The sequence below is a fragment of the Agrobacterium albertimagni AOL15 genome (assembly GCF_000300855.1).
Classification (GTDB): Bacteria; Pseudomonadota; Alphaproteobacteria; order Rhizobiales; family Rhizobiaceae; genus Allorhizobium; species Allorhizobium albertimagni.
In genome coordinates, this window is sequence record NZ_ALJF01000016.1 from 169,014 (window position 1) to 185,068 (window position 16,055).

The following is a 16,055-nucleotide window of genomic DNA, read 5'->3' on the forward strand; positions in this document are numbered from 1 at the left end:
CAGCCTAGAGCACTCAGGGAGGCACCGCGCTCATGATCACCGTTTTCGGCTCCATCAACATGGACCTCGTCGCCACCACGCCAAGGCTCCCGAAGCCGGGCGAAACGGTCGCCGGAACGGGATTTGCGACAGCCGCGGGCGGCAAGGGTGCCAACCAGGCGCTGGCGGCCCGGCGCGCCGGGGCCGAGGTACGTATGACGGGCGCTGTCGGTCGCGACGAGTTCGCGGACCCCGCGCTTGATCTTCTCGACAAGGCTGGGACCGATCTTTTAGGTGTGGCCCGTGTCGATGGTCCGACCGGCACCGCGCTGATCCTGGTGGGTGGCGACGGCGAGAACATGATTGCCGTCGTGCCCGCCGCCAATGGTACCGTCAGCACTGCGCAGGCCGAGAGCGCCGTAGAGGGCATGCAGGACGGCGATATCCTGATGGTGCAGCAGGAGGTGCCAGCGGGCTCCGTCGAGGCTGCGCTGAAGAGCGCGAAAGCCCGGGGCGTCCGCACGCTGCTCAACATCGCCCCCCTCATCCCGGAGACAGAAGCTCTGGCAGCACTTGCGGATATCGTGATTGCCAACGAGACCGAATTCGAACGACTGGTCGGCCGTGACAACCTGACAGGCGATGAGCGGGAGCAGATCCTCCTCGACATGCATGGCAAGACCGGACAGATCCTGATCGTCACCCTCGGCGCCGATGGCGTGATCGCTGCCGAAGCTGGTACTCTGCACCGGACCAAGGGCCTGAAGATCGTGCCGGTCGATACGGTCGGCGCAGGCGATACCTTCTGCGGCTATCTTGCAGCGAGCCTGGACGCTGGTCTTGCTTTCGGCGATGCGCTGCGCCGCGCGGCCGTCGCCGGGTCACTTGCCTGCCTCAAGGCGGGCGCCCAGCCGGCAATCCCGGACGCGGGCGAGGTTGCCGCCGCGCTTTGAGCGTTCGCGGGGCGCGGGCACAAGTCTGATTTATTGCCCGTTAAGCAATGGATCATAGCATCGGTCGCGATCGGGGTATGTGAAAGCATGCCCGGCCGCGCCATGAGGGTGTGGAACGAATGCCCCTGCGTCCTGATCCTCAGTTTTCGAGGCTTCCATGTTCGCCTTTTTTACCCGTTCGATCGCCGCCAAGCTCCTGGTCGTCACCGGAGTCGCCATCGGACTTGTGCTTTTCCTTTCCAATCTCGTTTTGATTTCGCAGACCCGCGACCGTGTTCACGCGCTGACCATGGAACAGGCGGATGCCGAGGCGAAATCGATCGCCCGTGAAGTTGCCGGCGATATCGGCGAACTGGCGAGTGCGGCCCGCACAATGGCCGGCGTCATCGGCCGCGGTCATGAGGGACAATCCTTCGATCGCCAAGGCGTCACGAACATCCTGAAAGCCAATCTCGAGCAGAACCCGTTCGCTTTCGGAAGCTGGATGGCGGAAGAGCCCGGCGCCATTGACGGCCGCAAGGACGACGTGAAGGGACAGGCAAATCTCGGCGCCAATGACGACGGGATATTTACCCCTTACTGGTCCAAGGACCGAAATGGCGCGATCCAGTTCTCGACCTTCGGCGCCAAGTATGATGCCGAATGGTATGCGCTTGCGGCCAAGAGCGGCAAAGGCGCGATTACGGCTCCCTATCTGGCCGAAGGCACCGATGTGCCGACCACAATGAGTTCCATCGCCTATCCGGTGTTCTCCGGTGGCAAGATGATCGGCGTCAGCGGCGTCGACATCTCGCTTCTGTCCCTGTCCGACAAGCTCAAGGCGCTCAAGCCTTTCGAAACCGGCCGCGTGCTCCTGGTGGCACAGGGCCAGCAATGGCTGGTGGCCCCGACGGACGAACTCTTGATGAAGCCGTATGAGGAAGCCGGCGCAGACGCGCTGAAGACGGCACTCTCAAGCGGCACCGGCAACCTCGTTCCCAATCTGGCGGACGCCAATGGCGAAGGCTTCGACCGGTTGCTCTTTCCCTTTGCCGTGCCTGGCGTGAACACGACATGGGCTGTCATCATCGACATCCCGCATGCCGCGATCAATGCGCCCGTCGAGGCGCAGACCCTGATGATGATCATCGGCGGCCTGATCGTGCTCGGTGCCGTCATGCTGGCGCTGTTCCTGGCAGTTCGTTCGATCGCTCAGCGCCCGTTGCATGGTCTCGTCGGCGACGTCGAACGCATGACCAAGGGCGACTATGCCAGCGACGTTTCCAACCAGGACCGCCAGGATGAAATCGGTCTTGTCGCCAAGGCGCTCGACGGCTTCCGCCACAAGCTCGCCGAAAGCAACATGCTTGCCGCCGAAGCCGACGCACAGCGCAAGGCCGCCGAAGGCGAGCGCCGTCGCAACGAAGAGGAACGCAATCAATCCGCTTCCGTGCAGCAGCATGTCGTCACGGCACTCGGCAGCGGTCTCGCCCAGCTTTCGCAGGGCAACCTCACCTATCGGATCGCCGACGAATTCCCGGGCGAGTATGCCGCCCTGAAACGCGACTTCAACGATGCGGTGGCGAGCCTCGAACAGGCAATCGCCTCGGTCAACGGCAGCGTCGTGAACATCGCCGCTGGCACGAGCGAAATCTCGGAAAGTGCAGCCGATCTTTCCAAGCGCACCGAGCAGCAAGCGGCAAGCCTGGAGGAAACGGCGGCCGCACTGAACGAACTGACCGAACAGGTCAATTCCAGCGCCGACAATGCCGGAACGGCCGCCAACACCGTCTCGGTCGCCGTCAAGGATGCCGAGAAGTCCGGTGAAGTCGTGCAGAAGGCGGTTGCCTCCATGCACGGGATCGAGCAGTCGTCGCAGGAGATCTCCCGCATCATCGGCGTGATCGACGAAATCGCCTTCCAGACGAACCTTCTGGCGTTGAATGCCGGTGTCGAAGCGGCGCGCGCTGGCGAAGCCGGCAAGGGCTTCGCGGTTGTCGCCCAGGAAGTGCGCGAGCTTGCGCAGCGCTCGGCCACGGCGGCGAAAGAAATCAAGGCGCTGATCAATGCGTCGGCTGCCCAGGTCAAGGACGGGGTGGAGCTGGTCGGCCAGGCCGGGCAGACACTGGAGAAAATCTCCCAGCAGGTCATGCAGATCAACGGCCTCATCCGCCAGATCTCGGCTTCAGCCAGCGAGCAGGCATCGGGGCTGAAGGAAGTGAATGCGGCCGTGAACCAGATGGACCAGGTGACCCAGCAGAACGCTGCGATGGTGGAAGAGACGACGGCCGCCAGCATGGCGCTGCGCACCGAGTCCGACACGCTGCGCGGCCTCGTGGCGAAGTTCCAGGTTACGGGTGCCGCCGCACCGGTTGCTGCCCTGCGCGCTGCGGCGGAGACGATGCGAAGCCCCGCAACCTCAACCGCTGCAAGCCCCAGAGCACCGGTCTATTCTCCGGCCCCCCGCAAGGTGGCGGCGGCAGGCGGCGCTGCGCCAAGCGCGGACAATTGGGAAGAGTTCTGAGTTTCAGAGCCGAAGTCCAAATCGAAGGGCGCTGCCACGGCAGCGCCCTTCTTCGTTCGATCAAAGGCGGGCAAAGCGCTCGATCAACAGATCGAAGAAACCGTCGGCATCGACGCTGCGCATGAAAGTCGCATTCGGCGTGCGACCGGAGACGCGCCACCAGTCGACGACGGTCATGCCGACCGTCAGCTCGGACTGCAGCTCGATCTCGACATTGCAGTGCCGTCCAGAGAAGAGCTCGGGCTTCAGGAGGTAAGCAACCACCGTCGGATCATGCAGAGGGCCGCCGTCCGAGCCGTATTTCTCCTCGTCGAAGCGCTCGAAGAATTCCAGCCACTCGACCATGACCTTGGCCGGCTTTGTGCCGAGCGCCGCCATGCGGGCAACGCGGGCCTTGGTGGTCATCAGCTGGTGGGTGACATCAAGCGGCATAATGGTGACCGGCATGCCTGAACCGAGGACGGCGGCTGCGGCATGCGGATCGACATAGATGTTGAACTCGGCGGCTGGCGTGATGTTGCCCCCCTCGGAGAAGCCACCACCCATCATCACCAGTTCCTTGACGCGCGGAGCGATATCAGGCGCCTTCTGAAGCGCAAGGCCGATGTTTGTCAGCGGGCCAAGCGTGCAGAGCGTCACCGTGCCTACCGGCTCGTTGCGGATCGTCTCGATGATGAAGTCGACAGCGTGCCGGCTCTGGACGACCATGGTCGGCTCCGGCAGCACCGCACCATCAAGGCCGGTCTTGCCATGGACGTGTTCTGCCGTGACGAGCGGCCGGACCATCGGACGATCCGCGCCCTCAAAGACCCGGCGATCGGTCTCGCCGCAGAGCTCGCAGACGATGCGGGCATTGCGGCTCGTCATCGTGAGGGGCACGTTGCCGGCGACCGTGGTAATGCCGAGCAGTTCGAGTTCATCGGGGCTGGCAAAGGCGAGCATGAGGGCGGCGGCATCGTCCTGACCGGGGTCAGTGTCGATGATGATCTTGCGGGGTTCTGTCATGGGGCAATCCTAAAGTCTGATGGCCCGAGGCTTGGAACGCGGGTTCGCTTTTGTCAAGCAAGACAGTGCTTGTCGGGGGCCGTGCAATTTCCCATATTTGGCAGACGACGACAGTCCTTCAGGGCTGCACAAGGGAATGAAATGACGCGCAACAGACTGCCAACCGAAGCCTTTCTCATCACCTTCGACACCGGCGACGGCAGCGCCTTCCGGCGCCCGCGCGGCAGCGACGGATACCCGCCCTACGACATCGAGCGGCTGGCGCCGCAGAAGGGGGCAGAACGGTTGCGCGTCACGCTGGCAGTAGCCGGTTTTGCAGAGAACGAACTCGATGTCAGCGTGGAGGCCAATCAGCTCGTGATTCGGGGCAAGCAGGCAGAACGCGAGGAGGCGGATTATCTCTTCCGCGGCATTGCTTCACGTCAGTTCCAACGGGTCTTTGCCATTGAGGACGGTATGGAAGTGACCGGGGCCTCGCTGAGAAACGGCCTTCTGGCAATCGAGATCATCCGGCATGATCCCGTGCATCTAGTAAGGAAAATTAACATCTCCACCGCAGAATGAAGTTCGCGGCAATGTTCGGCCGCCTCTCCCTCATACGCGGAGGATCGGAATGTTACTCAAAGAAGCCTCATCCAGCCTGACGAAATCCCAACTGGCGCATCTCGGTGCCGGCGAAGTGGGCTATATCAGGAAGATGAAATCAGACGAAGTCTCTCGCTGTTTTCCGGAAGCCCCGGAAATCGATCCAACGCTGGATCTCTGGGCTTTGTTTGCCGCAGACGGCACGCCGATCCTGCTCACCGACAACAGGTCCAGTACCTTTTTCAAGGCTGCAGAAGACGACCTGACCACCGTTTCGCTGCACTGACAGGTGCAGCGAGTTCCCATCTCACCGAGATGAGAATCGGTCAGCGCTTGAGAAATGTCAGATAGGCCGATGACCGGCCTTCACGCCGGGCCTTGGCTTCATAGCGCGTCCCCGGCCAGCCATCATAGGGCGTGAGCCAGTCGCTCGCATTGCGAGCTCTCCATTCGAACCCACCATGATCGCGGCAGTGCTGCAGCGTCCAGTTGACGTAAGTGTCGATGTCAGAGGCGAAGCAGAAAATGCCTTCCGGCTTCAGGACCTTGTGGAAGCGCTGCAGATTGACCTGCGAGACGAAACGACGCTTCCAGTGCTTTTTCTTGGGCCAGGGATCGGCGTAGAGGAGATCGATCTGATCGATCTGGCCTTCCGGCAGCCAGTCCAGCAATTGTGTCGCATCATCGTCGTAGACGCGGATGTTCTTCAAGCCCTCGGCCTCAACGACCGCGAGCAGTTTCGCCATGGAATTGACGAAGGGTTCGACGCCGATGAAGCCTGTGGTCGGATTGGTGCGGGCGCGGTGAACCAGATGCTCACCGCCGCCGAAACCGATTTCCAGACGGATCTTGTCGACGGAAACAGTGAAGAGCGACTTGAGGTCGGCCGGCACCGCGGATGCGAGGTCGACCTTCAGCTCCGGCAGGACGGTTTCCATGCGCTCGACCTGTTGCTCGCGCAACGGCTTGCCCTTGCGTCGACCGAAGAAGGCTTCGGTCGACCGTGTCCTGCGTTCCTGTTCCATCATTCAGATCAAGCCTTGATCGCATCCTTGAGCGGCTTGACCAGGTCCAGCTTCTCCCAGGAGAAGGAACCGTCACGGCCAGCCTTGCGGCCGAAATGGCCGTAGGCCGACGTCTTAGCATAGATCGGCTTGTTCAGGTCAAGATGGCGGCGGATGCCCGACGGGGACAAATCCATCACCTTGCGGATGCCGGCTTCGACCTCGTCCTCGGTCACCTTGCCGGTGCCATGCAGGTCGACATAGATCGACAGCGGCTGGGCAATGCCGATGGCATAGGAGATCTGGATCGTGCAGCGCTCGGCGAGACCGGCAGCGACGACGTTCTTCGCGAGGTAGCGTGCCGCGTAGGCAGCCGAGCGGTCGACCTTGGTCGTGTCCTTGCCGGAGAAGGCGCCGCCACCATGGGGAGCCGCACCGCCATAGGTGTCGACGATGATCTTGCGGCCGGTGAGGCCTGCGTCACCATCGGGACCGCCGATGACGAACTTGCCGGTCGGGTTGATGTACCAGGCGCAATCGTCGGCGATCTTCAGTTCGCCCAGGGCTTCGCGGATGAAGGGCTCGACGACATCGCGGACCTTCTTGGAATCCCAGCTTTCGTCGAGATGCTGGGTGGAAAGAACGATCGAGGTTGCTTCTGCCGGCTTGCCGTCGACGTAACGCACGGTCACCTGGCTCTTGGCGTCTGGGCCAAGCTTGCCGACATCACCCTCGCCCTTCTTGCGGGCAGTGGAGAGCGTCTGCAGAATCTTGTGCGAATAATAGATCGGGGCCGGCATCAGGTCCGGCGTTTCCTTGCAGGCGTAACCGAACATGATGCCCTGGTCGCCAGCGCCTTCGCTGTTGGAGCTGTCGGCAGCCTTGTCGACGCCCTGGGCGATGTGCGCGGACTGCGAATGCAGGAGCACGTCGATCTTGGCGGTCTTCCAGTGGAAGCCGTCCTGCTCGTAGCCGATATCGCGGATCGCCTTGCGGGCGGCGGACTTGAACTTAGCGGGGTTGATGACCTCGTTGCCATTCTTGTCGGTCTTCATCAGGCTCGGCGGAAGGCGGACCTCACCGGCGATGACGACACGGTTGGTGGTGGCAAGCGTTTCGCAGGCGATGCGTACGGTCCAGGGATCAACGCCGGTCTTGGCGGCTTCGCGATACACGAGGTCGACGATTTCGTCGGAAATTCGGTCACAAACCTTGTCCGGATGACCTTCGGATACGGACTCGCTGGTAAATAGGTAATTCGCACGCATCGGGATTCCCCTCAAAGTATGGATAGCGGGCATCGTTACTCAGTTCGAAACCCGATGACAAGGACACAACCACATAAATATATCTTTATGTGAGTAAATTTTTCCTTCTGCGGACACAAAAAAAGCGGCCCTGCGGCCGCTCTCTTTGTCAGGCGTATATTCAGCTCACTCGCTGTCGGCTTCGGCCGCCAGCGCCTTGACCAGATCAACGATCTTGCGACGGACCTTGGCGTCGCCGATCTTCACGAAGGCGCGGTTGAGCTGCAGGCCTTCGGAGGACGACAGGAAGTCAACGACATAATTCGAGCTGGAGGCTTCAGCCATGCCCGAGTTCGACGGCTGATCGCCCGGCGCATCTTCGAAGAAGAAGGATACCGGCACCGTCAGAATGTTGGAGATGTTCTGAAGACGGCTCGCGCCAACGCGGTTGGTGCCCTTCTCATACTTCTGGATCTGCTGGAAGGTGATGCCCAGGCTCTCACCCAGCTTCTCCTGGCTCATGCCCAGCATGGTGCGACGAAGGCGAATCCGGCTTCCGACATGGATGTCAATCGGGTTCGGCTTCTTCTTGTTCTCGATCATTAATGTCGTCCTGACAAAATTGTTGGCGTTGCGACCATAACCTCATGCCCGCCACACCATAACGAGACGTTGTGCTCGCCATCGATGATCTTTCAGCATACTTGCAGATTACCGGTCTCAGCCACTATGCAATTTTAGGGGTTTTTGGTCAATTCGTCCGCCTAATAAAACCCAGACTAGAAACCAAGGCCACAAGACTCAATGCCGCCAACACCAACCATAAGTTTAAATTATGGTTGTATGTGTTTCCTTCCGGAACAGAGGTTGCACCGAAGGTTGCATCAGCTGCGCCGACGGCATCGAGAGAAAGTCCCTCTATGACACGTCCATAAGGGTCGATAACGGCGGAAATGCCGTTATTGGCCACACGGATCAGCGGTACGCCTGTCTCGACTGCACGCAAGCGGGCCTGGAGGAAATGCTGGTAAGGGCCTGGGGTTGCACCGAACCATGCGTCATTCGTGACGTTCAGGATGACACTGGCGCCGGCCAGATCAGGCGCAATTTCGGCCGGAAAGATCGCCTCATAGCAGATCAACGGATAAAGGCCGAGGCCGGAAGGGAGCTTCAGAGGCGTGCGGCTGGAGGCTGCGGTAAAGCCGCCGGGCAGGCTGATCAACTCCTCGATCCCGAATTCCCGCAACAGGCCCTCATAGGGCACGTATTCGCCGAACGGGGTCAGGTGAACCTTGTCGCTCGCCGCGAGGATCTGTCCCTTGTCGTCGATCATGTAGACGGAATTGTAATAGAGCGGCATCTGGCCAGCGCCGCGTTCTTCCGCCCGGACGGCGCCAGTCAGCAGGATCTGCCCGTCCTCGAGCACATCGCCGATCCGCGCCAGAGCGTCAGGGTTTTCCGTCAAGATGAAGGGGATGGAGGTCTCCGGCCAGACAATCACATCCGGCCGGGGCTTGCCTTCCTCAGGTGGCGCTGCCGTCAGCGCCAAATGCTTCTCGAAGATGCCGATGCGGTCCGTGTTCTCCATCTTTTGCGACTGATCGATCGATGGCTGCACGAGGCGGACAGTGAGCGTCTGATCCGTTGCCGCCACCGGCGCGACATAGAGGCGATATGCGCCGTAGCCGAGATGAGCGCAGAGAAGCGTCGCGGCCAGGAGCAGGCCGGGCCACGCCCCTCGACGCGTGCCGAGGAGTGCAGGTGCCGCAAAGACAAAGACGGCCAGCGGTGTGATGGCGAGGACGCCGAGCACATGGCTCGACTGCATCATCAGGGGCACCGGCATGGCGGCATAGCCGATCGCGTTCCAGGGAAATCCGGTCGCGACAAAGCTGCGGAGCCACTCGGCGAGACCGAAGGCGGCAGCAAGTGCTGCGATGCGACCCATCCCGTCCGACCAGACGAGACGCGCAAGCATCGTGGCCAGTCCGTAGAAGATCGCGAGCACGGCGGGCAGGCCGAGCACCGCAAGCGGGATTGCCCAAGCGAATTCATCCGCTTCCAGAAGCAGGGCATTTCCGAGCCACCAAAGGCCGCAGACAAAATAGCCGAGGCCGAACAGCCAGCCCGTCCAGAAGGAGGACGACAGCCCTGCCCTTCCGGTTTCGGCATTGCCGGTCGCGCCGTCCAGCAGCCAGACCAGCAGCGTGAAAGAGATGAACATCGACGCGAAGATGTCGAAGGGCGGAAGGGCGAGCGCCCCGATTGCGCCTGCGAGAACCGCGAGCCCTGCCCGCCTCAGTCCCCACAACAGCAGGATCCTCGTTGCCAAAGCCTGCATGTCCACCCCTTTTGCCCCGAATCAATCGCGGGCAGTCTCCCAAAAAACGGAGGCCATGTCGCGGTATTCGGTGCCGAGAGTGGCGGCCGTCAGGCTGACGATCGCTCGGCGCTTTCCATCTCTGTCACCGGGGTTTCCGGGGCCGGCTCGGCGGCGGGTGGTGTTTCGACCTTCGGTGCGCGCGGCTTGGCAGGAGCCCTTGTCCGCGGCTTTGCCGCAGTCTCACCCGATGCGGGCGCGGAGGCCTTCGCGGCCTTTGCCTCGGCAGCCTCGTCCGCACGCACCTCGACATCACCTTTGGTCGTCGAACGACGGCGGGCGCCGGCGCGCTTGCGGCCGATCCGGACGCGCTTGATGCGCCGGGGATCCGCATCCAGAATATGGAATTCGAAGCCGGGCATTGCCTGCACGACTTCGCCACGCGCCGGAATGCGTCCGAGCGCCGAGAAGATCAGACCACCCAGCGTATCGACGTCTTCGATCCGGTCGGCAATGTCGAAATCCGGGCCGATCGCTTCGGCGATCTCTTCCAGTTCGACGCGTGCATCGGCGATAATGACGTCGTCGGAGACGCGGCTGAACATGACTTCTTCGTCGTCGTGTTCGTCATCGATATCGCCGATGACCATTTCGACGATGTCCTCGTGGCTGACGAGTCCGTCCGTGCCACCATATTCGTCGATCACGAGTGCCATCTGGGTGCGGGCTGCCTGCATGCGGCTCATCAGGTCGGATGCAAGCATCGAGGGCGGCACGAAAAGGATGGAGCGGATGATGCCGGCTTCGGCAACCGTCTTGCTCAGATCGATGCGGGCAAGATCGAAATCCATCTTCGGTTTGGCCGACTTTTCGACCTTCTCAGCCTTCTCGCCGCCATTTGCTCCGTTGGCTGCCTTGGCAGCCACGCGCCGGCGGCTGCGAGCCTGCTTGGTGACGTAGGAGAGCAGATCACGGATGTGGACCATGCCGCGCGGATCGTCCAGCGTATCGGCATAGACGGGCATGCGCGAGCGACCGGACACATCGAAGATGGTCATCAACTCGCCGATGGTGACGCTCTGGTCAACCGCTTCGATATCGACACGCGGTACCATGATGTCCTCGACGCGGACCTCACGGAAGCGGAGGATGTTGTTGAGCATCGCCCGCTCTTCGGGCGTGAAAGCTTCTCCGAGGCTGGCATCGGCGCTCAGGGCGACCGTCAGATCTTCGCGCAGGCTCGTGGAGGAGGATGGCTTCAGAATACGGCCCAATCGGGCCCAGAAGGAAGGATGTTGGCGTGCCGAGCTTTCCGCTCGGTAAGGACTACTGCCCTCGTCCGAAGACGATCCTTCGTTACTCTCTTTGGCCTCAGGGGCCGATTTCGTTGCAAAATCGCTCATTGTTCCAGACTATCAGATGGGGTCCTGCCCCGCATAGGGGTCAGATAGGCCAAGTTCTGCCAGAATGCGAGTCTCCAGCGCTTCCATTTTTTCGGCGTCATCGTTTTCGATGTGATCGTAGCCGAACAGATGCAGGAAGCCATGCACCATCAGGTGGGTCAGATGATCCTCGAAACTCTTTTCGAGATCAACGGCTTCACGCTCCACTGTCTCGCGGGCGATGATGATATCGCCGAGCATCGGACCGGGCATCTTGCCTGGGGTCAGCGGGAAAGCGGGAAAAGACAGGACATTGGTCGGCTTGTCCTTGTCGCGCCATTCGGCGTTGATCTCGCGGATCATCTCGTCGTCGCCGAAGACGAGCGAAACCTCTGTCGGCTGCGTCGGAAAGGGCTGAGCTTCTTTCGTAGCGATATAGGTTTCTGCCGCACCGAGCACGCGTTGAGCTAAAGCCTCCAACGCGGTCTCATCTGCCCAACCGTCGCTCTCGACGGCAATCTGTATGTCCAACTGGCTCATCGTGTGATCGCAGAGCGGGCTTAGTGCTCGCTCTGCTCGCTCTCGTCCTGTACCTTGTACTTGGCGTCATAGGCCTGCACGATGCGGCCGACAAGCGGATGACGCACAACGTCGGTGTCCTTGAAGCGGACCACCGACACGCCTTCCACACCCTTGAGAACGGTCAAAGCCTCCACCAGACCTGAGGTCACGCCGCGCGGCAGGTCGACCTGGCTCGGGTCGCCGGTGATGATCATGCGACCGTTTTCACCGAGGCGGGTGAGGAACATCTTCATCTGCATCGAGGTGGTGTTCTGCGCCTCGTCGAGGATGATTGCGGCATTGGCAAGTGTGCGGCCGCGCATGAAGGCGAGCGGGGCAATTTCGATGACGCCCGCCGTAATGGCACGCTCCACCTTGTCGCCTGGGATCATGTCATAGAGCGCATCATAGAGCGGGCGCAGATACGGATCGACCTTTTCCTTCATGTCGCCGGGCAGGAAGCCGAGGCGCTCACCGGCTTCGACGGCCGGGCGCGTCAGGACGATGCGATCGACAACGCCACGCTCCAGCAGCTGGGCGGCGTGGGCAACGGCGAGATAGGTCTTGCCGGTGCCGGCCGGGCCAACGCCAAAGACCATTTCCGACCGCTCCAGCGCGCGCATGTAGGCGTCCTGGGTCGGGGTGCGGGCCGCGATCGTCTTCTTGCGCGTGGAGATCTGCGCCATGGACAGCTTTGCCTTGCGCTCCAGCGTCGGAAGCGACAGCTGGTCGTCGGCGGCGACCGCCATGCGGATCGCACCTTCGACGTCGGAGGCTTCCACCGATACGCCGCTCTGAAGGCGGGCATAGAGGAAATCGAGCGCACGGCGGGCCTGGTTGGTTGCCTGCAGCTCGCCCGTAATGGCAACAGAATTGCCACGGGCACGAGCCTCGATCTGCAGGCGCTGCTCGAGAAGTTTCAGATGCTGGTCGAACTGGCCAAAGAGCTCGCTCGCAAGCCTGTTGTTCTCGAACGTCAAAATGAAGTGATTGGCGTCGGTCGCAGTTGTGCGGACATTGCGCGAGGGTGAAGAAACCACTTCTGTTGCGTTCAAGCGATCAGGCTCCTGTTGCGATCAGGTTCAGGCCCTCACTCTAACCCTCTGCCACCTCGGCAAACAAGCTGTTTGGGCCGGCTGCGGTGATTCGTACCTGTATAATGTCACCGATTTGCGATGACTTTGCATCAACATTCACAGACTGCAGCCAAGGCGATCGACCGATCAACTGACCCGGCATGCGACCCGGCTTCTCCAGAAGCAAATCGATGGTCTTGCCGATCATCGACTGCATGAAGGCCTGCTGCTGTTCCAGCAACAGCGCCTGGAGCCGTGCCAGGCGTTCGGTCTTCACATCCTCGGCAACATGATCCGGCAGATCGGCACCGGGTGTTCCAGGACGTGTCGAATACTTGAACGAATAAGCCTGCGCGTAGTTCACTTCGCGGACGAGATTCATCGTGTCCTCGAAGTCCTGATCCGTTTCGCCTGGGAAACCGACGATGAAATCGCCCGACAGCGCGATGTCAGGACGGACAGAACGGATGCGCTCGATGAGGGCGACATATTCGGAGGCCTTGTGGCGCCGGTTCATGGCTTTCAGGATCCGGTCGGATCCGGATTGCACCGGAAGATGCAGATAGGGCATCAGCATCCTGAGATCGCGATGCGCCTCGATCAGGCGGTCATCCATGTCGCGCGGATGGCTGGTGGTGTAGCGCAGGCGTGCCAGGCCCGGGATCTGGGCAAGCTTGTAGAGCAGATCACCGAGGCCGATCGCCATGCCTTGCTCGTCCTCGCCATGCCAGGCATTGACGTTCTGGCCGAGGAGCGTCAGTTCGCGCACGCCGCTATCGACCAGCCGGCGGGCCTCGGTCAGGAGCTGGGAGAGTGGGCGGGAGACTTCGGATCCGCGGGTATAGGGCACGACGCAGAAGGTGCAGAACTTGTCGCAGCCTTCCTGGACGGTGAGAAAGGCCGTTACCGAGCGCGGCTTGCCGATGACCTTGGTCGGGTCGGGCAGATGCTCGAACTTGTCTTCCAGCGCGTATTCGGTATCGACCACGCGCTCGCCGGCGCGGGCCTTCTGGAGCGCCTGCGGCAGACGGTGATAGGTCTGAGGGCCAAGCACCACATCGACTGCTGGTTCTCGACGCGAGATTTCCTCGCCTTCGGCCTGGGCAACGCAGCCGGCGACGCCGATCATGAATTCCTTGCCTTCAGCTGCGCGGGCTTTCTTGTGCTCACGCAGGCGACCGAGTGCCGAATAGACCTTTTCTGCGGCCTTTTCACGGATGTGACAGGTGTTCAAAAGGACGAGATCGGCCTCTTCCATGACCTCGGTCGGGGCATAACCATCTACTGCCAGGGCATCGGCCATGCGGCCGCTGTCATAGACGTTCATCTGGCAGCCATAGGTCTTGATGAAGACCTTGCGCGTATTGGCGCCCGGCATTGGCGTTTCGGTGAGGCTCGCGGTTTCCTGGGTCATGCGCCGCTATTTAGTGGTTTTCGGTGCGCGATTAAACCGAAAAGTTGGCCGCCCCGTTCAGCGGCGATGCCGTCCGCGCAGATGGGCGAGAAGCAGGGTGCGCAGCTGTTCCTCGATGCGGATGGCAAGCGCCTTGCGGCTGTCGCCTTTTTTGAACTCCACCGTCTCGCCGAAGGTCACGTCGACATCGAGCGCGCCGGCGCGCAGGACGCCCATCAGGTGCTCCATTAGCCCGACATCACCCGGCCAACCAGCGATCGGACGGTGATAGCGGCCCATGGGCATGCCCTGGACGCGGGTATAGGCGATCGCGACGGGCTGGACATGCACGACCGCATCGTCTTCGTCCGGCAGAGCGGCTGCGGCGGCACCAAAGAGCGACGACTTGATGCCGAGGATACGGTTGCCGTCCGAGGTCGTGCCTTCCGGGAAGAGCACGACGATTTCGCCATCGGCCATGCGGGCTGCGATCTCATTGACCTGATCGCCGGTTCGGCGCTTTTCTTCCCGCACGACGAAGATGGTTTTCTGCAACCTCGCCAGGAAGCCGAAGACGGGCCAGGAGCCGACCTCGGTCTTGGCGATGAAGGTGACGTCGGCGAGCGAGCCGAGGACGAGAATATCCTTCCAGGAGGCGTGATTGGCGGCGATCATCAGCGGACGGCGGGTGTCGAGCGTGCCGTGGACATGCACCCGGATGCCGAGGAACCAGAGGGCCAGACGATGCCAGCGGCGCGGCAAACGGCGGCGAAGCGGCCAGTCGAAGCGCAGCGCCAATAGCTGGACCGGAATCAGCAGCCCAGAGACCACCAGCAGCACAATGAGATAGAGCCCGACCCTCAGCCAGTTGATCACGCGGGCCTCACTGGCATGGCAGGCATCGGCTTATTTCTCGTCCTTCGACAGCGGAATGCCATAGAGTTCGAGACGGTGGCCGACGAGGCGGAAACCGTGTTCACGGGCGATCCGCTCCTGGAGCGCTTCGATTTCCGGTGAATGGAATTCGACGACTGTGCCGGTTTTCAAATCGATCAGGTGGTCGTGATGCTCTTCCGGAACGGTCTCATAGCGAGAGCGGCCGTCACGAAAATCGTGCCGCTCGATGATGCCGGCATCTTCGAAGAGTTTGACGGTGCGGTAAACCGTCGAGATCGAGATCTTGGCGTCGATCTTGGAGGAGCGACGATAGAGCTCCTCAACATCCGGGTGATCGTCGGATTCTTCGAGGATGCGAGCGATGACGCGGCGCTGCTCGGTCATGCGCATGCCCCGCTCGGCACACAGCGCTTCCAACGATTTCAGGGCGTCATTCATGGTGTCAGCATATCCGCAGAAGGTCGGTTCGTCCAACCGACCGGTTAGCGAAGATCACGGCGCATGACAAGCGCGGAGGTCCGGCGACCGTTTTCGTCGGTGTAATAGGCCGGGCGCTCGCCGGCCTTCTCGAAGCCGAGCTTGCGGTAAAGCCCAAGGGCTGCGTGGTTACCGTCATCGACTTCCAGGAACATGGATTCACCACCCCGCGACTTCGCTTCGCGCAGTGCCGCCTGCATCAGCCGCCAGCCGAGGCCGAAGCGGGCGACCTTGTCGCTCACCGCAATCGTCAGAATTTCCGCTTCGCCGGCGACCTCGCGCGCCAGCACGAAGCCTGCGAGCGGGGCCTTGAAGATCAGCGTGTTGGTCTGCCAGGCGGCAAAGCCGAAGGTGTTGGGCTGCAGAAGCAAGCTCAGGAACTCGCCATCGCCCCAGGCTCTCGGGAAGCGCTGGCCATGCAGTTCGGAAACTGCGTGGCAGTGTTCGGAGGTCATGGGGACGATTTCGAACTCAGGCTGGCGGTAGAACAGGCTGTCGCGCATGTCAGGCTCTCGATACGGCAAACCCGGTCTGCGGTTTGGCATCCGGTCCCCTGAGATAGAGCGGCTTCGGCTTGCCCTGAGCTTTCGCCACTGCCGAAATGCGCGCGACGATCTCGATCGGGTAATGGTCGGGGCCGGTCTCGGCATTCCGGTCGACGACGAGGGCGGAG

16 protein-coding genes and 1 pseudogene are annotated in these 16,055 nt (G+C 61.6%); 4 read left to right on the top strand and 13 right to left on the bottom strand.

The window, feature by feature from the left end; all coding sequences use genetic code 11:
• Positions 1 to 32 precede the first annotated feature (32 nt).
• Together QWE_RS20125 and QWE_RS20130 are read left to right on the top strand one after the other, a co-directional pair.
• Positions 33 to 932 (top strand): ribokinase, encoded by a 900-nt coding sequence (locus QWE_RS20125; protein WP_006728017.1) that lies wholly within the window; start codon positions 33 to 35, stop codon positions 930 to 932.
• Between the two features lie 157 nt (positions 933 to 1,089).
• On the top strand, positions 1,090 to 3,435 hold the full coding sequence (locus QWE_RS20130) for a methyl-accepting chemotaxis protein (RefSeq protein ID WP_006728018.1): 2,346 nt from the start codon (positions 1,090 to 1,092) through the stop codon (positions 3,433 to 3,435).
• Between the two features lie 60 nt (positions 3,436 to 3,495).
• Here QWE_RS20130 and QWE_RS20135 read toward each other — a convergent pair whose 3' ends face one another.
• Complete coding sequence (locus tag QWE_RS20135) at positions 3,496 to 4,440, bottom strand: nucleoside hydrolase (RefSeq protein ID WP_006728019.1); 945 nt, start codon at positions 4,438 to 4,440, stop codon at positions 3,496 to 3,498.
• Between the two features lie 141 nt (positions 4,441 to 4,581).
• Here QWE_RS20135 and QWE_RS20140 point away from each other — a divergent pair, with 141 nt between their 5' ends.
• Together QWE_RS20140 and QWE_RS20145 are read left to right on the top strand one after the other, a co-directional pair.
• Positions 4,582 to 5,004, top strand: coding sequence for an Hsp20 family protein (locus QWE_RS20140; protein ID WP_006728020.1), 423 nt, complete (start codon positions 4,582 to 4,584; stop codon positions 5,002 to 5,004).
• A gap of 49 nt (positions 5,005 to 5,053) precedes the next feature.
• The gene (locus QWE_RS20145; protein WP_006728021.1) at positions 5,054 to 5,311 is read left to right on the top strand and encodes a BQ00720 family protein; all 258 of its coding nucleotides are present in this window, start codon (positions 5,054 to 5,056) and stop codon (positions 5,309 to 5,311) included.
• 40 nt (positions 5,312 to 5,351) lie between these two features.
• On the opposite strand, the gene trmB is transcribed toward QWE_RS20145, so the two are convergent.
• The 12 genes and pseudogenes from trmB to QWE_RS25840 all read right to left on the bottom strand — a co-directional run.
• Positions 5,352 to 6,050 carry a tRNA (guanosine(46)-N7)-methyltransferase TrmB gene (trmB, locus tag QWE_RS20150; RefSeq protein WP_040300757.1) on the bottom strand — a complete coding sequence of 233 codons (699 nt, stop codon included), beginning with the start codon at positions 6,048 to 6,050 and terminating at the stop codon, positions 5,352 to 5,354.
• A gap of 8 nt (positions 6,051 to 6,058) precedes the next feature.
• The gene (gene metK, locus QWE_RS20155; RefSeq protein ID WP_006728023.1) at positions 6,059 to 7,297 is read right to left on the bottom strand and encodes a methionine adenosyltransferase; all 1,239 of its coding nucleotides are present in this window, start codon (positions 7,295 to 7,297) and stop codon (positions 6,059 to 6,061) included.
• A gap of 165 nt (positions 7,298 to 7,462) precedes the next feature.
• Positions 7,463 to 7,879, bottom strand: coding sequence for a helix-turn-helix domain-containing protein (locus QWE_RS20160; RefSeq protein WP_006728024.1), 417 nt, complete (start codon positions 7,877 to 7,879; stop codon positions 7,463 to 7,465).
• A 148-nt stretch (positions 7,880 to 8,027) separates the two neighbouring features.
• Complete coding sequence (gene lnt / locus QWE_RS20165; RefSeq protein WP_006728025.1) at positions 8,028 to 9,617, bottom strand: apolipoprotein N-acyltransferase; 1,590 nt, start codon at positions 9,615 to 9,617, stop codon at positions 8,028 to 8,030.
• Between the two features lie 89 nt (positions 9,618 to 9,706).
• Complete coding sequence (locus tag QWE_RS20170; RefSeq protein WP_083872965.1) at positions 9,707 to 10,999, bottom strand: hemolysin family protein; 1,293 nt, start codon at positions 10,997 to 10,999, stop codon at positions 9,707 to 9,709.
• Positions 11,000 to 11,011: 12 nt separating this feature from the next.
• Complete coding sequence (gene ybeY / locus QWE_RS20175; protein WP_006728027.1) at positions 11,012 to 11,518, bottom strand: rRNA maturation RNase YbeY; 507 nt, start codon at positions 11,516 to 11,518, stop codon at positions 11,012 to 11,014.
• A 20-nt stretch (positions 11,519 to 11,538) separates the two neighbouring features.
• The gene (locus QWE_RS20180) at positions 11,539 to 12,594 is read right to left on the bottom strand and encodes a PhoH family protein (RefSeq protein WP_006728028.1); all 1,056 of its coding nucleotides are present in this window, start codon (positions 12,592 to 12,594) and stop codon (positions 11,539 to 11,541) included.
• Between the two features lie 40 nt (positions 12,595 to 12,634).
• A complete protein-coding gene (gene miaB / locus QWE_RS20185) occupies positions 12,635 to 14,029 on the bottom strand; it encodes a tRNA (N6-isopentenyl adenosine(37)-C2)-methylthiotransferase MiaB (RefSeq protein ID WP_006728029.1) in 1,395 nt (464 codons plus the stop codon).
• Between the two features lie 57 nt (positions 14,030 to 14,086).
• Positions 14,087 to 14,881 carry a lyso-ornithine lipid O-acyltransferase gene (gene olsA / locus QWE_RS20190; RefSeq protein WP_040300761.1) on the bottom strand — a complete coding sequence of 265 codons (795 nt, stop codon included), beginning with the start codon at positions 14,879 to 14,881 and terminating at the stop codon, positions 14,087 to 14,089.
• A 33-nt stretch (positions 14,882 to 14,914) separates the two neighbouring features.
• On the bottom strand, positions 14,915 to 15,343 hold the full coding sequence (locus tag QWE_RS20195) for a Fur family transcriptional regulator (RefSeq protein ID WP_006728031.1): 429 nt from the start codon (positions 15,341 to 15,343) through the stop codon (positions 14,915 to 14,917).
• 44 nt (positions 15,344 to 15,387) lie between these two features.
• Positions 15,388 to 15,885 (bottom strand): GNAT family N-acetyltransferase, encoded by a 498-nt coding sequence (locus QWE_RS20200; protein WP_006728032.1) that lies wholly within the window; start codon positions 15,883 to 15,885, stop codon positions 15,388 to 15,390.
• Position 15,886: 1 nt separating this feature from the next.
• Positions 15,887 to 16,055: pseudogene (locus tag QWE_RS25840) on the bottom strand (tRNA (adenosine(37)-N6)-threonylcarbamoyltransferase complex dimerization subunit type 1 TsaB); the annotation flags it as partial.

Bases quoted from the DNA above. Each gene is read 5' to 3' on its own strand.
- ybeY (WP_006728027.1), bottom strand. From the start codon at position 11,518: ATGAGCCAGTTGGACATACAGATTGCCGTCGAGAGCGACGGTTGGGCA.
- QWE_RS20200 (WP_006728032.1), bottom strand. From the start codon at position 15,885: ATGCGCGACAGCCTGTTCTACCGCCAGCCTGAGTTCGAAATCGTCCCC.
- QWE_RS20135 (WP_006728019.1), bottom strand. From the start codon at position 4,440: ATGACAGAACCCCGCAAGATCATCATCGACACTGACCCCGGTCAGGAC.
- QWE_RS20130 (WP_006728018.1), top strand. From the start codon at position 1,090: ATGTTCGCCTTTTTTACCCGTTCGATCGCCGCCAAGCTCCTGGTCGTC.
- metK (WP_006728023.1), bottom strand. From the start codon at position 7,297: ATGCGTGCGAATTACCTATTTACCAGCGAGTCCGTATCCGAAGGTCAT.
- QWE_RS20125 (WP_006728017.1), top strand. From the start codon at position 33: ATGATCACCGTTTTCGGCTCCATCAACATGGACCTCGTCGCCACCACG.
- QWE_RS20145 (WP_006728021.1), top strand. From the start codon at position 5,054: ATGTTACTCAAAGAAGCCTCATCCAGCCTGACGAAATCCCAACTGGCG.
- miaB (WP_006728029.1), bottom strand. From the start codon at position 14,029: ATGACCCAGGAAACCGCGAGCCTCACCGAAACGCCAATGCCGGGCGCC.
- trmB (WP_040300757.1), bottom strand. From the start codon at position 6,050: ATGGAACAGGAACGCAGGACACGGTCGACCGAAGCCTTCTTCGGTCGA.
- QWE_RS20170 (WP_083872965.1), bottom strand. From the start codon at position 10,999: ATGAGCGATTTTGCAACGAAATCGGCCCCTGAGGCCAAAGAGAGTAAC.
- QWE_RS20160 (WP_006728024.1), bottom strand. From the start codon at position 7,879: ATGATCGAGAACAAGAAGAAGCCGAACCCGATTGACATCCATGTCGGA.
- QWE_RS20140 (WP_006728020.1), top strand. From the start codon at position 4,582: ATGACGCGCAACAGACTGCCAACCGAAGCCTTTCTCATCACCTTCGAC.
- QWE_RS20195 (WP_006728031.1), bottom strand. From the start codon at position 15,343: ATGAATGACGCCCTGAAATCGTTGGAAGCGCTGTGTGCCGAGCGGGGC.
- lnt (WP_006728025.1), bottom strand. From the start codon at position 9,617: ATGCAGGCTTTGGCAACGAGGATCCTGCTGTTGTGGGGACTGAGGCGG.